Below are 13,635 nucleotides of genomic sequence, written 5' to 3'. Positions count from 1 at the left end.
TAATGCGATCCACCTGTCTGGAGACTCACCCCATGGAAAACATGCTGCTCGTCTACGTCAATGGCCGCCGGCGTCTGGAATTCGACCGCAGCCAGCCCCTGCCCGGTCGCGAGCGCCGGCTGATGGACGAGATCGACGCCGACCTGGATGCCGGCTTCGAGCTCGGCGGCACCCGGGTGGAGTCCCCCGATGTGCGCCAGAAGGCCTTCTATGCCATTGAACAGATGATCAATTTTCTCGAGCGCGAGCGGACGGATGCGGCCGCCATCCTCTGCACCTATGTGGGCACCCGGCTGCCCGACCTGAAGATCATCCACGCCACCGATGAAGGTGACGAATACAGCACCCGGCTGCAGTTTGACTGAAGGCGGCCGATAACCGGGGCAACGAAAGCCATCCCGAAGGACCCGTTCAGCCGGAGAAAACCCATGGCCCAGCCACCGCTCAACATCATGGTCGGATCTTCCCTGCAACTGCTGCCGGAGACGAATGGCGGGTCGCTCCCGGTGACCCTGATCGGCTATCTCGAGGGCCGGAGCGTGCTGGTCAGCCACCCCACGGCAGATGACGGTCAGCTTCTGCCACTGGTGAGGGGCGACCGCGTGGAGATGCGCTTCGAGTCGGGGGACAGCCTGTTCAGCTTCGAAAGCCGGGTGGAACGGGTGTGCGAGCAGCCCTTCCCCTATGTGCACCTGACCTACCCCGAAGGCGTCCAGAGCAGCAGCACCCGGCGTGCCATGCGCGTGCCTGTCAACGACATGGCCATGATGCTGGTGATGGAGGATGCCGGTCGCAAGCTGTCGGTGGCGCTGGCCGACATCTCGCTGGCCGGTGCGCGACTGGTGTCCACCAGCCGGCTGGGTGACGTCGGTGACCGCTTCTCGATCGAGATTCCGCACCATGGCCGGCAGGGCAGCGAGCGTGTCATACTGCCCTGCGAGATCCGCTATGTGCGCGACGAGATCAGCGCCAACAGCGGCAAGCGCGTCCATCACCACGGTGTCGAGTTCACCGGGCTCAGCAAGCGGGCGCTGGTGTTCATTCAACAGTACATCGGTGACAAGGTGGCCGAACGCCGCGGCGCCTGACGCCCGGTGCTTCCCGGTTCCGCCGGCCTGGTTTCAAACGATTTCGTCGATGCCGCGCGGCTGCTCGGCGTCGCCGCTGCGTCGCCGTTCCCGCTTGCTGCGGGTATCCAGGATCACCGGGATCTGGCGCTTGCGACGATCCTCTCCGGTACGCCGGTCACCACGGCGATCGATGCGGGGGGCGGGCGGCTGCCGGCCCGGCGCGGCCTGTTCCTCGCTGCCGCGCACGCGCGGGCTGGCCGCGGTGGGGTTGACCTCGCGGGTGGTCGCGGGCGCCTCGTTGTCGCGCTTGAGCGACTGGATGTTGATGTCGTCCGGTCTGAGATTGATGCTGGTCATGGCGACTGGCTCCGGCTTGCCCTCAGCATAGCCTGATTTGCGTCCCGCTTCAGGCCCGCGCCATCAGCAGGCCGGCGGTCTCGCTGAACTGCAGCCCGGCTTCGCCGATCACTTCGAAGGCATCGAACTGGTCTGGGTCCAGCCCCAGTATTTCCCATACGCTCTCGTCCAGTCGCCCGCTTTCCGCGTCGCCCTGTTCGCAGAAGGCACCCAGCTCCGAGCGGTTGGCCAGCACGTCGGCCAGATGCACGATCGCCGTCTCCATCTCCGAGCCCATGGAATAGGAGGGCAGGTGGTGGTAGGTGATCGCCTCCTGCAGCGGTTCGGGCAGGTTCCAGCTGTGCGCCAGCGCGCCGCCCAGATCGGCGTGGGTGAAGCCCAGTTCCGCAAGTTCCGCCTGGTGCAGGATGCCCTCGTCGTTGTCGCATACCAGCAGCAGGTCCCGCATCTGCTCGGGCAGTTTCGCGTACAGCACCAGGCTGCCGACGTCGTGCAGCAGGCCGGCCACGAACAGCCGTTCCGGGTGCAGAATGTGGCACTTGCGTGCCAGGATCCGGGCGATCAGGCCGGTGTAGATCCCGTGGCGCCAGAAGGTGTCGATGTTGACCAGGTTGTTGGACAGGTTGGAGAAGGACTTGATGGCCGAAACCGCCAGCACCAGGCTGTAGAGTTCGCGGATGCCGACAATGGTCACCGCCCGGCTGACGGTGTCGATGCGCCGCGCAAAGTTGTAGAAGGAACTGTTGACCAGCCGCAGCAGGCGGGCGGTGAGGCTGGGATCGCGGCTGATCACCTCGCCGATGTCGCGTGCCGAGGCATCGTCGGATTCTGCCAGCTCGAACACCTTGACGCAGATGTCCGGCGGCGACACCAGGTAGGAGACGTCGTCGACCAGGCTGGCGGCAATGTCCGCGGCCAGGTCGCGGGTGGCGTGAGATTCCGGTGGCTGCATGCAGGTTCCCTTGTGGCTGCAGTGGACCCTGATCCGGTTTTCGGCGGTATCGCCCCAGAGTTGAGGGGGAATTGCCCGGGCGCGCCGATTTTGAGTGCTGTTTCACAAATCCGTGAATTGGCGGGCGAATTCCGGCCCGGATCCATAAAGATTCCCCTTGATGGTCCGTAACAGGCTCCAGAGCAAGCCGGAAAGGGACTGGCAATGACCATCATCCACATGAACGAATTCGAGCGCACAAGAAAGGGACTGAGCCAGCAGGAGTGCACCGCCCTGTTGCGGGAATGCCGTGAGCTCAGCCTGTCCCGTCTGGGCGAGGCCCTGACGCGCATGATGGATGGCGTCGACGATGCTCTGTTCGAGCTGGCCGAGAAGGCGGAGAGCAATGCCCAGCAGACCCAGTACTTCGATGCCATGCGCGAGGTGCGCCTGAAGCGGGCCGCCATGGAGGCCGCCTTCCGTAGCCGGCTGCTGGAGGGCTTCAATGCCGAGATCCGGCGGGAGGATGGTGTGCAGAGCGACGCCGACAGCCTGTCACTGGATGGCGACAGCCTGGACCTGGTCGACGACGAGCGCCTCGAGGAAGACCTTGCGGTGAAGAACATGATCACCAAGATCGAGGTCAACTGCCGTCAGGAACTGGGCGCGCTCAACCAGCGCATCGGTTTTCTCTTGGGCGACCGCGAGCTGGCGCGCGGCGACAACCCGATCGGCCCGCGGGTGATCTGCACGGCCTTCCTCGATGCCTGCGCCGACATCGAGTCGGGACTCAAGGTCAAGCTCATCATCCTCAAGCTGTTCGATCGCTTCGTGGTCGGCAACGACGTGTTGCCGCTGTACCAGGCCCTGAACAGGCTGCTGACCGAGCGCGGCGTGCTGCGCGACCTGCGGCCCACGGTCAAGCGCCAGCCGGGCAGTGGGGCGTCCGTGCCGGATAGCGGCGGTGCGCCTGCCATGGAAGGTGAGGAGCAGGATTTCCTTGCCACCCTGCAGGGCCTGGTGCCGCAGGGCGGCGGTCTGCCGGGCTTGCCGGGTGTGGGTGGCGCAGCGGGGTCGGGCCGCGGCGTGCCGGCGACTCCGGCCTTCCTGCAGGACCTGACCCTGCTGCAGCAGGGGGATGCCGAACTGGCGGGCGGACTGGCTGCCATCGAGGCCGGTGCCGTTGCCGCCGGCACCGTGAACGTCATTCGCGACATCCGCCAGACCGCTGCCGCGCAGGGCGTGAGCGGTACCGACGCCATGATCATCGACGTGGTCGCCATGCTCTTCGACTACATACTCGATGACGACAACATCCCCGATCCCATGAAGGCCCAGATCGGCCGGCTGCAGATACCGGTGCTGAAGGTGGCCATGCTCGACCACGCCTTCTTCAATCGCAAGTCGCACCCCGCACGTCGCCTGCTCAACGCCCTGGCCGATGCCGCGGCCACCTGGGATGGGGAGGACGACGACAGCCTGCGGCGCCGGATCGAGGCGGTGGTGCAGCGGGTGCTGGTGGAGTTCGAGGACGACATCGCCCTGTTCGACGAGCTGGCCGAGGAGTTCGAGGACTTTCTGGAGCGCGAACGTCGCCGGGCCGCGGAGGCGGAGGCCCGTTCCGCGCGGCTGCTGGACAACAAGGAACGGCTGCGGCTGGCCAAGCAGGCGGTGAAGGCCGAGGTCGAGGCCCGTTGCAACCGCCATGAACTGCCGCGCTTCGTGTGCGGGTTCCTGGTGAGCTACTGGCAGAATCTGCTGTTGATCACCCGGGTCAAGGAAGGCGAGGACAGCCTGGAATGGAAGCGGGCGCTCGCGACCATGGACAACCTGATCTGGAGCGTGCAGCCCAAGCAGGTACAGGAACGGGAGCGCCTGGTGCGCATGCTGCCGGGGCTGCTCGGCGCGCTGCGCGAGGGCATGACCCTGATCTCCATGCGCGAGGACGACTTTCAGGATTTCCTCGCCCGGCTCGCCGACCGCCATGCCGAGGTGGTCAATCAGGCCGCCGTGGGTACGGTGGAGGCCGCGCCGCCTGCCCTGGACGAGGATCCGCTGGCCGACCTGCCGCCGCTGGGTGGCGAGGAAGCGGACGAGGATGGCGCGCCGGTGGAGGAGAACCCGGAGGTCACCACCGCCACCTTGCATCGCCTCATCCGCGAGGAGAACCTGGGCGACATCGAGGTGGAGGAGATCACCCTGGGCGAGGACGACCCGCAGACGGTGGAGGCAGAGGACGAGTACCTGGAGATGGCGCGGCGGCTGGAGCAGGGCACCTGGATCGAGTTCCGCGACGACGAGGGCCAGAGCCATCGAGCCAAGCTGACCTGGATCAGCCCCATCAGTGGCAACTACCTGTTCACCAACCGCCAGGGCCACAAGTCCGCGGACATGACCCTGCAGGGCCTGGCCGCCGAATTCCGGCGCGGCTCTGCCCGCATCATCGAGGACGTGCCGCTGATCGACCGCGCGGTGAGCAGCCTGCTGGACGGCCTGCGCGGTACCGGCTGAGCCGGAGCGCGCCCACCGGACCGGATCATGGTGTCAATGCCGGTGACGGCCGGCGGCTGGCCCGCATTCCGTTCCGCATTCAGGCCGTTGCGGCAGGAAACGGCGACGGATCTGGCGCTCGAATCTACTGGTCGGGCAGCCGCGCGCGCAGCGCGTCGCGATCGTACCACCAGTTGCCGTCCACGATCACGTCCAGCACCTTCGCCAGCCGGGGCAGGAATTCGCCCGGGTCGTTGAGCTGCAACGCCTCCATCCACATGCCGATCATCTCCGGCTTATCGATGTTGCGATGCCGCTTCGCCACATGGGCGAGGATCTGCTTGGTCAGGAAGGTCAGGCTCTCGTGTTCCTTGCCCTCGGTGCGCATGTCGGCAATGAAGTGGGCCGCCGCCGCGGCCACGGCGCCACCATCCGAACGGTCGGGTGTCTCGTCGACGATGTGTTGCAGCATGGCGACGCTGGTCTCGGGCCGGATCGGGTAGGTCACGGCGAGCCAGACGCCGTTGCCGAGTGCGATCAGCGATTCCGGCTGCTCGGTCTGATAGAGGATGTCGCAGGCCTCGACCGCCTCCTGCCAGGCCTCGGCCGCGAGTGCACGATCGAACGCGGCGCGCGCGATGTTCCACGCGGCCTCGTTCCGGGTCAGTCCCAGCAGCGCCTCGGCAATATCGAGTTCGATGCGTGCCCGGTCGAGCGCGGGCGCGTCGTCCGGCAGATCGGCCAGCCGCTGCTCGTGCTGGCGCAGCAGGTGCTCCAGCTCCACCCGGCTCTCGCCGGCGGTGAAGGCCTGGATCTGGGTGTCCTTGAAAGTGCTGTCGTCGCTCATGACCGGGTCCGCTGCAGGGGGAGGGGGCTTTGTACCGAAGCCGGCGCCCCCTGACAACCCGTTCGCCGGCAGGGAATCCGGGCTTCAGGCCCTGCGCTTGTGGCCGAAAACCGGGTTATGCAGTGCCGGGCGGGGCAGGATCCGGCATGGACGAGGGAACGGAAAATGGCGGTGATTCAGGAGACTGGCAAGGCCGAGGCGCCGGCGGCAACGGCTGCGGGCGAGGAGGGCGGCTGGCTCGAGACCCTCGTCCGGGAGGTGAAGGAGGGCCGGCTGGCATTGCCCAGCCTGCCCGACATCGCGCTGCGGGTACGCAAGGCCGTCCAGGACCCGAAGCGTTCGGCCAGCGACGTGGCGCGCATGGTGCAGATGGACCCGGCACTGGCGGCGCGTCTGGTGCAGGTGGTCAACAGCCCCCTCTATCGCGGCGCCCGGCCCATCGACAACTGCCACACCGCCATCACCCGCCTCGGTCTCAAGGCCACCCGCAATCTGGTGGTCAGCTTTACCCTGCGCAACCTGTTCCAGCCGGAGACGCGCTGGATTGCCGACCGCCTCAAGCACACCTGGCGCCATAGCTGCCGGGTGGCGGCGATTGCCAGCGTCCTGTCGCGGGTCACGCCCGGCATCGATCCCGACCGCGCCCTGCTGGCCGGGCTGGTGCACGACATCGGCGAGCTGCCGGTGCTGGTGCATCTCGAACAGGGTGCTATCGACCTGCCGCGCGCCGAAACAGAGGCGCTGCTGGCGCGTCTCCGGGGCGCGCTCGGAACCTTCGTGCTCAAGGCCTGGAAATTCGAACCGGATCTGGCCGAAGTACCCAAGCAGGTGGAAAACTGGAAGCGTTCGGTGCCGGGTGCCGCGGACTATGTCGACGTGGTGCAGGTCGCCCATGTTCATGCCTGTTTCGGCGACGCCAGTGGCAAGGCGCCCCCACTGCCGGAACTGGCCGCCTTTGCCAAGCTGCCGCTGAGCAAGCTCGGTCCCGATGCCAGCGTGGAGCTGCTGGCGCAGTCCGCCCAGGAGATCAACGAGGTGATCCGTATCCTGCAGTGAGCCTTTCGGCGTTCGCCCCCGTTAACCCGTATATTGCACCAGGGCGGAAGCGGGCTGCTAGATGGTCAGCCGGTTCCAGGCATCCAGTGCGGCTACCTTGTAGGCCTCGGCCAGGGTTGGATAGTTGAAAACGTTTTCCAGGAAGTACTCCAGCGTGCCGCCCAGGGTGAGCACCGCCTGGCCGATATGGATGAGTTCGGTGGCGCCCTCGCCGATGATGTGGACGCCGAGCAGCTTGTGGTCGTCCAGTCCGACCAGGAGTTTCAGGATTCCTTCCTGCAGGCCCATGATCTGGCCGCGGGCCGTCTCGCGCAGCCGGCAGATGCCGATTTCATAGGGCACCTTCTGGGCGGTCAGTTCCTGCTCGGTGGCACCGATCATGCTGATCTCGGGCACGGCATAGATGCCGAAGGGGAAGTACTCGCGGGTGCTGCACATGTTGGCGCCCATGGCGTGGCAAGCCGCCAGCCGGCCCTGTTCCATGGACGTGGAGGCCAGCGCCGGGAAGCCGATGACGTCGCCGGCGGCATAGATGTGCGGCACATCCGTCTGGAAATTCTCGTTGACCCTCAGGCGCCGGCGGTTGTCGGCCTCCAGCCCTGCGTTTTCCAGGCCCAGGGAATAGGTGCAGCCGATGCGCCCGGCCGCGAACAGGATGGTTTCCGCCGACAGCCGCTTGCCGCTCTCCAACCGGCAATGTACCAGGTTGCGCTCGTCCTTCTCGACATGCTCGACCTTCTCGTTCAGGCGCAGCACCACGCCGCGGTCGCGCAGGCCGTGTACCAGCTCGTCGACGATCTCGCGATCCATGAATTCGAGCAGATTGGGGCGGCCGTCGACCAGGGTCACCTTGATATCCATGGTGCTGAATATGGAGGCGTATTCCAGGCCGATGACGCCGGCGCCGACCACGATCATGGAACGTGGCAGGCGCTTGAGATTGAGAACGCCGTCGGAGTCGATGATGACCTCGTTGTCGAACGGGATGCCCTCCGGCCGTGCCGGCCGGCTGCCCACAGCGATCAGGAACTTGTCGGCGCTGTATTCCTCGAAGTTGCCATCCGGCTTTTCCACCTTGACGCGGTGCGGATCCACGAAACTGGCCGAGCCCTGGATGACGTCCACCGAGTTGCGGATGAGCTGGTGTTCCATCACCTCGATCTCGTGATGGAGGGTGATGTCCAGTCGTTTCATCAGGTCGTCGATATCCAGCTTCTGCTTGAGGCGGTAATTGCGGCCGTAGACTCCGCGCTGGTCCCAGCCGGTCAGGTAGAGCACGGCCTCGCGCAGGGTTTTGCTGGGGATGGTGCCGGTATGCACGGAGACGCCGCCGACCACCGGGCGCCGTTCGATGATGGCCGCGTTCTTTCCGAGCTTGGCGGCCTGGATGGCGGCGCGCTGACCGGCCGGTCCGCTGCCGATGACGATGAAGTCGTAGTGCTGCATGGAATCCCTTCTCCCGCTCCGCTGGGTGGGTCCGCAGTCAGGCTATCGGTTTGCCGGTAGCGATCTTTAGTCGCTACCCGGCCCCGGCGCGCCAGTGGCCGGACTTCCCGCCGCGCTTTTCCAGAAGTCGCACGCCCTCGATGCGCATGCCGCGGTCCACGGCCTTGCACATGTCGTAGATGGTCAGCAGGCCGATCTGGGTGGCGGTCAGCGCCTCCATTTCGACGCCGGTGCGGCCGCGCGTCTCGGCCGTAACCTGGCAGCGCACCGCCGGCGGTTCGGACTCGGTCTCGAACAACACGTCCACCCGGGTCAGCGCCAGCGGATGGCACAGCGGGATCAGGTCCGCGGTGCGCTTGGAGGCCATGATGGCCGCGACCCGGGCGATGCCGAGCACGTCGCCCTTGGCGTGATCACCGGCGCGGATGCGCGCCAGGGTTTCCGGCTGCATCAGGATGCGGCCCTCGGCAACGGCCACGCGATGGGTTTCGTCCTTGCCGCCGACATCGACCATGTGGGCCTGGCCTTCGGCATTGAAGTGGGTCAAATCCGACATGGAGTGTCCGGTTGGGCTCGGCGCCCGTGGGGCGCGTGATAAACTCTGTGCGGACATTCTAGCCCGAAAGTTGCAAAGCTGCCGGATGGATGTGCGTCTGGCGTGCAGACGCCGGCAGAGCGTTGCGGTGACAAACCGCTCCCCGATAATATACGAGAAACATCCTTCATGAACATGGGTGTGCCTTCACTTTTCAGCGGCTTCGTGCAATTTTCGGGCTAGTACAACTGCCTGCCGCTGGCAGGGCGGCGGGCGCGGAGTGGTCTTTATGCAGGTCGAGGTCAGGTTTCTTGCCAGTCTGCGCGAACGGATCGGGCGTGCCGAGGCCCGGATCGACTGTCCCGCGGATGCGCGGGTGCGCGATGTCTGGGCGCTGGCCACCGAAGGTCAGCCGCAGCCGCCCAATCTGCTGGCGGCGGTGAACATGGAATATGTCGATCTCGATGCCCGGGTGCGCGAGGGCGACGAAGTGGCCTTCCTTCCGCCGGTGACGGGGGGCTGAGCATGCGGGTGGAGATTCGCGAACGGCCCTTCGATCCCTGGCAGGAGATCCCGGCCCATCAGCTACGCGCGGTGCCGGCCGGGCGCTATGGCGCCACGGCCGTGTTCGTCGGCACCATGCGCGATTTCAACGAAGGCGAGGGCGTGCGAGGCATGACGCTGGAGCACTATCCCGGCATGACCGAACGCTATCTGGAGAAGATCAGCGCCGAGGCCGCGGAGCGCTGGGATCTGCTCGACAGCCTCATCATTCATCGGGTCGGCGAACTCGGACCCGACGACCCCATCGTCCTGGTCGCGGTCTGGTCCGCGCACCGCAAGGAGGCCTTCGAGGCCAGCCGCTGGCTGATGGAGGCACTCAAGTCGCGCGCGCCCTTCTGGAAGAAGGAGCGCCTCGCGGACGCCAGCGAGCGCTGGGTGGAGAAGAATACCGCGGGTTACTGATTGGCTGGCCACGGTACCCACCGAACCCACAGAAAAGGTTATCGCCGGCCACCCCGCGGGGCAGGTTGAAGCGCGTCTGTCATCACTGAGGAACGGTATTCCGGAACACGGAGTATTTCCTGTCCGCACATCACTGTCCCGGCGCACGCTGCGTCTTAGTGTTCTCCGTGTCTTTTCCACGCGGTCGAATCCGATGGGCGCGCTTCGCTTTGCCCGCATCGGCTGGGGTTGATGCCCCTTTCCGTGGGTCCGGTGGGTGCCGTGGCTATGCGCCCGGAACCGGCCGGATCTCGAAGTCGAGCGTTTCCAGGTCGCCCACGGCATAGGTGGCGGGTGCGGCGACTCCGGCGACGGTGCCCGGGTTGACCAGCAGGGTTTCACTGCCCTGGACATTGCGGATCTTCTCGATGTTGGCCTTGTGGTCGTGACCGCAGCAGACCAGATCCCACTTGGCGGTCGCCGCCATGGCCTCGGCATAGTGCGGGTAGTGGACCATGAAGATACGTCGGCCCGCCAGCTCTATGCCGGCATCCTGGCCGTAGAACTGCACCACGCTCGAGGGCTGGGCCGCGATGCGGGCCATCATGTACAGGTCGCCCATGTTGTTGCCGTGGATGACGTGCACCGGCAGGCCGTACTTCTGCACTACGTTGAGGGTACTGGGGGCGACCACGTCACCACAGTGCAGCACGGCTTCCGCGCCCCAGTCGTGCGCTTCGGCGACGGCCGCTTCCAGCAGGACGCGGTTATCATGGCTGTCGGAGACGATACAGATCTTCATGGCTGTTGCTTGACCAGGCGTCCGCCAGATCCATGGAAACGCTGACCGCGGCTTTCGTGTAGGATGGGCAAAGCGGAGCGTGCCCATCGTGAACGGGCCTGCCGAGCGATGGTGACCGTGATGGGCACGGCCCTGCGGGCCTTTGCCCATCCTACGCACTGCACGCAAGGCGCGGTCATTGTTTCCATGGATTCGGTGGATTCCGTGGCGATAGACCTCCAGGGTTGTCAGAATCTCGGTTTCTCGGGTGCGTCGCGGTACATCTGCACGCTGTTCATGATTTCGGCCTTCGCCTCGTCGACATCGCCCCAGCCCTCGACACGGACCCACTTGCCCTCGTCCAGATCCTTGTAGTGCTCGAAGAAGTGCGCGATCTGTTCCAGGATCATCGGCGGCAGGTCGCGGAAATCACGGACCTTTCGGTACATGTTGCACAGCTTGTCGATGGGCACGGCCAGTACCTTGGCATCGTCGCCGGATTCGTCGGTCATCTTGAGCACGCCAATGGGGCGGCAGCGCACCACCGAGCCGCTGATCAGGGGTACCGGGGTCAGCACCAGCACGTCCACCGGGTCGCCGTCGTCCGACAGCGTGTGGGGCACATAGCCATAGTTGCAGGGGTAGTGCATCGCGGTGTTCATGAAGCGGTCCACGAACATGGCGCCGGTGTCCTTGTCGACCTCGTACTTCACCGGGTCGGAGTGCGCCGGTATCTCGATTATCACATTGATGTCATTGGGGACATCTGTTCCGGAGTCGACGCGATCAAGGTTCATGACAGCCATCCGCAGACAATGAAAAAGGCCGGCTATTATACCGGCCCGCCGGACAAATTCTAACTTTGCGATGGCCACGGAACCCGCGGAACCCACGGAAGAATCCGGGGGCGATTGGCGGCGCGCAAGGCACCGCCATCATCCGCACTCTTTTCGTGGTTTCAGTGGGTTCAGTGGCTCGTGGCCTCGAATCACAGCAGCGGCACGATCAGCAGTGCCACGATGTTGATGATCTTGATCAAGGGATTGATGGCCGGGCCGGCGGTGTCCTTGTAGGGGTCGCCCACGGTGTCGCCGGTGACCGCGGCCTTGTGGGCGTCCGAGCCCTTGCCGCCGAAGTTGCCGTCCTCGATGTACTTCTTGGCGTTGTCCCAGGCGCCGCCGCCCGTGGTCATAGAAATGGCCACGAACAGGCCGGTGACGATGGAGCCCAGCAGCACGCCGCCCAGCGCCTGCGGACCCAGCAGCAGGCCCACCAGCAGGGGCACGGCGATGGGCAGCAGCGAGGGCACCACCATCTCCCGGATGGCGGCGCGGGTCAGCATGTCCACCGCGCGCGAATAGTCCGGCTTCTGGCTGCGGTCCATGATGCCCGGCATTTCGCGGAACTGGCGGCGCACCTCGTTGACGATGCCGCCAGCGGCCCGCCCCACCGCTTCCATGGCCATGGCGCCGAACAGGTAGGGTACCAGGCCGCCGATGAACAGGCCGATGATGACCATGTGGTTGGACAGGTCGAAGGTGGTGACCTTGCCGGCCGCCTCCAGTCCATGGGTGTAGTCGGCAAACAGCACCAGCGCGGCCAGGCCGGCGGAGCCGATGGCGTAGCCCTTGGTGACCGCCTTGGTGGTGTTGCCCACGGCGTCCAGAGGATCGGTGATGCCACGGATCTTCTCGTCCAGCTCGGCCATCTCGGCGATGCCACCGGCGTTGTCGGTGATGGGGCCGTAGGCGTCCAGGGCGACGATGATGCCGGTCATCGACAGCATGGAGGTGGCGGCCACGGCGATGCCGTACAGCCCGGCCAGCTCGTAGGCGCCCCAGATGGAGGCGCACACCGCCAGCACGGGCAGTGCCGTGGCCTTCATGGACACGCCCAGGCCGGCGATGACGTTGGTACCGTCGCCGGTAGTGGATGCCTCGGCGATGTGGCGGACCGGGGAGAACTCGGTCGCCGTGTAGTACTCGGTGATGACCACCATGGCCGCGGTCAGCGCCAGTCCGATCAGCGCCGTGCCGTAGAGTGCCAGGGTGCTGAAGTGGCCGTTGTCGCCCATCAGCCACTCGGTCACCGGGTAGAAGGCGATCGCGGCCAGCACGCCGGCAACGATCAGGCCGCGATACAGGGCATTCATGATCTTGCCGCCCTCGCGGGCCTTGACGAAGAAGGTGCCGATGATCGACGCGATGATCGATACACCGCCGAGGACCAGCGGATAGATGGCAGCCTGAAGTTCCGCGCCGGGGACCATCAGGGTGCCCAGCAGCATGGTGGCGACCACGGTCACGGCGTAGGTTTCGAACAGGTCGGCGGCCATGCCCGCGCAGTCGCCGACGTTGTCACCCACGTTGTCGGCGATCACCGCCGGGTTGCGCGGGTCGTCCTCGGGGATGCCTGCCTCGACCTTGCCGACGATGTCAGCGCCCACGTCCGCGCCCTTGGTGAAGATGCCGCCGCCGAGTCGGGCGAAGATGGAGATCAGAGAGCCGCCGAAGGCCAGCCCTACCAGGGGATGGATGGGATCCTCGACCCCCTGCATGCGCAGCAGGGCGTAGAAACCCGCCACGCCCAGCAGGCCCAGACCCACCACCAGCAGCCCGGTGATGGCGCCGCCGCGGAAGGCCACCTGCATGGCGGCATCCAGGCCCTGGTGAGCGGCCTGCGCCGTGCGCACATTGGCGCGCACCGATATGTTCATGCCGATGTAGCCCGCCAGTCCCGAGAATATGGCGCCGATGGCGAAGCCGATGGCCGTCGGCCAGCCTATGAACAGCCCGATGAGCACGAACAACACCATGCCCGCGAGCCCGATGGTGGTGTACTGGCGGTTGAGGTAGGCGGTGGCACCTTCCTGGATCGCGTCGGCGATCTCGCGCATGCGCTCGTTGCCGGTGGGACGGCCAAGTATCCATTTTACCGACAGGGCACCGTAGACCACGGCGCCGGCAGCACAGAGCAGGGCAAACACAAGGCCAGCAGACATGTCGCTATTCCTCCGTTATTCAAAGATGCGCGGTTTTCGGTATTTTGCTTGGTAATTCCTAAGCAAATCGGACCAGATCGACTAGTCTGGTCTGTGTATGAGACGGTGTACAGAATGCGGATATACCCGGGCCTGGAAGCTTGCTGACGGGCGCTTCAAGTGCCGCCACTGTGGCC

At 65.6% G+C, this 13,635-nt stretch carries 14 protein-coding genes; 6 read left to right on the top strand and 8 right to left on the bottom strand.

The genetic code is table 11. The annotated features are described in order from the left end of the window. The first annotated feature begins 32 nt into the window (after positions 1-32). Positions 33-365 (top strand): hypothetical protein, encoded by a 333-nt coding sequence (locus MVF76_RS01090; RefSeq protein WP_297526804.1) that lies wholly within the window; start codon positions 33-35, stop codon positions 363-365. Between the two features lie 63 nt (positions 366-428). Continuing rightward, entirely contained in the window at positions 429-1,088 is a 660-nt protein-coding gene (locus MVF76_RS01085; RefSeq protein WP_297526802.1) for a flagellar brake protein, read from the top strand. Between the two features lie 33 nt (positions 1,089-1,121). Here MVF76_RS01085 and MVF76_RS01080 read toward each other — a convergent pair whose 3' ends face one another. Both MVF76_RS01080 and MVF76_RS01075 read right to left on the bottom strand, forming a co-directional pair. After that, a complete protein-coding gene (locus MVF76_RS01080; RefSeq protein ID WP_297526800.1) occupies positions 1,122-1,427 on the bottom strand; it encodes a hypothetical protein in 306 nt (101 codons plus the stop codon). Between the two features lie 49 nt (positions 1,428-1,476). Further along, complete coding sequence (locus tag MVF76_RS01075) at positions 1,477-2,379, bottom strand: HDOD domain-containing protein (protein WP_297526798.1); 903 nt, start codon at positions 2,377-2,379, stop codon at positions 1,477-1,479. Positions 2,380-2,583: 204 nt separating this feature from the next. Here MVF76_RS01075 and MVF76_RS01070 point away from each other — a divergent pair, with 204 nt between their 5' ends. Beyond that, positions 2,584-4,869, top strand: a complete 2,286-nt coding sequence (locus tag MVF76_RS01070; protein ID WP_297526796.1) for a DUF1631 domain-containing protein — start codon at positions 2,584-2,586, stop codon at positions 4,867-4,869. Between the two features lie 124 nt (positions 4,870-4,993). Here MVF76_RS01070 and MVF76_RS01065 read toward each other — a convergent pair whose 3' ends face one another. After that, the gene (locus tag MVF76_RS01065; protein WP_297526795.1) at positions 4,994-5,695 is read right to left on the bottom strand and encodes a hypothetical protein; all 702 of its coding nucleotides are present in this window, start codon (positions 5,693-5,695) and stop codon (positions 4,994-4,996) included. Positions 5,696-5,860: 165 nt separating this feature from the next. On the opposite strand from MVF76_RS01065, the gene MVF76_RS01060 reads away from it, so the two are divergent. Further along, positions 5,861-6,751: an HDOD domain-containing protein gene (locus MVF76_RS01060; protein ID WP_297526793.1), complete on the top strand. Its 891-nt coding sequence runs from the start codon at positions 5,861-5,863 to the stop codon at positions 6,749-6,751. Positions 6,752-6,808: 57 nt separating this feature from the next. Here MVF76_RS01060 and sthA read toward each other — a convergent pair whose 3' ends face one another. Then, positions 6,809-8,197, bottom strand: a complete 1,389-nt coding sequence (gene sthA / locus MVF76_RS01055; protein ID WP_297526791.1) for a Si-specific NAD(P)(+) transhydrogenase — start codon at positions 8,195-8,197, stop codon at positions 6,809-6,811. 73 nt (positions 8,198-8,270) lie between these two features. Then, complete coding sequence (gene moaC, locus MVF76_RS01050; protein ID WP_297526789.1) at positions 8,271-8,753, bottom strand: cyclic pyranopterin monophosphate synthase MoaC; 483 nt, start codon at positions 8,751-8,753, stop codon at positions 8,271-8,273. Between the two features lie 268 nt (positions 8,754-9,021). Between moaC and MVF76_RS01045 the strand changes: the two genes are divergently transcribed. Both MVF76_RS01045 and MVF76_RS01040 read left to right on the top strand, forming a co-directional pair. Next, positions 9,022-9,255 (top strand): MoaD/ThiS family protein, encoded by a 234-nt coding sequence (locus MVF76_RS01045; protein WP_297526787.1) that lies wholly within the window; start codon positions 9,022-9,024, stop codon positions 9,253-9,255. Between the two features lie 2 nt (positions 9,256-9,257). Continuing rightward, positions 9,258-9,698, top strand: a complete 441-nt coding sequence (locus MVF76_RS01040) for a molybdenum cofactor biosynthesis protein MoaE (protein WP_297526785.1) — start codon at positions 9,258-9,260, stop codon at positions 9,696-9,698. Positions 9,699-9,963: 265 nt separating this feature from the next. On the opposite strand, the gene MVF76_RS01035 is transcribed toward MVF76_RS01040, so the two are convergent. The 3 genes from MVF76_RS01035 to MVF76_RS01025 form a co-directional block, all read right to left on the bottom strand. Further along, positions 9,964-10,479, bottom strand: coding sequence for a metallophosphoesterase family protein (locus MVF76_RS01035; RefSeq protein WP_297526783.1), 516 nt, complete (start codon positions 10,477-10,479; stop codon positions 9,964-9,966). A 227-nt stretch (positions 10,480-10,706) separates the two neighbouring features. Then, positions 10,707-11,255, bottom strand: a complete 549-nt coding sequence (gene ppa, locus MVF76_RS01030) for an inorganic diphosphatase (RefSeq protein ID WP_297526781.1) — start codon at positions 11,253-11,255, stop codon at positions 10,707-10,709. A gap of 191 nt (positions 11,256-11,446) precedes the next feature. Then, positions 11,447-13,459 carry a sodium-translocating pyrophosphatase gene (locus MVF76_RS01025; RefSeq protein WP_297526779.1) on the bottom strand — a complete coding sequence of 671 codons (2,013 nt, stop codon included), beginning with the start codon at positions 13,457-13,459 and terminating at the stop codon, positions 11,447-11,449. Positions 13,460-13,635: the final 176 nt, after the last annotated feature.

Origin of the sequence: Thiohalobacter sp. (assembly GCF_027000115.1) — a bacterium.
Classification (GTDB): Bacteria; Pseudomonadota; Gammaproteobacteria; order Thiohalobacterales; family Thiohalobacteraceae; genus JALTON01.
The sequence above is the reverse complement of the archived record's forward strand: the minus strand, read 5'-3'. Positions and strand labels throughout refer to the sequence as shown.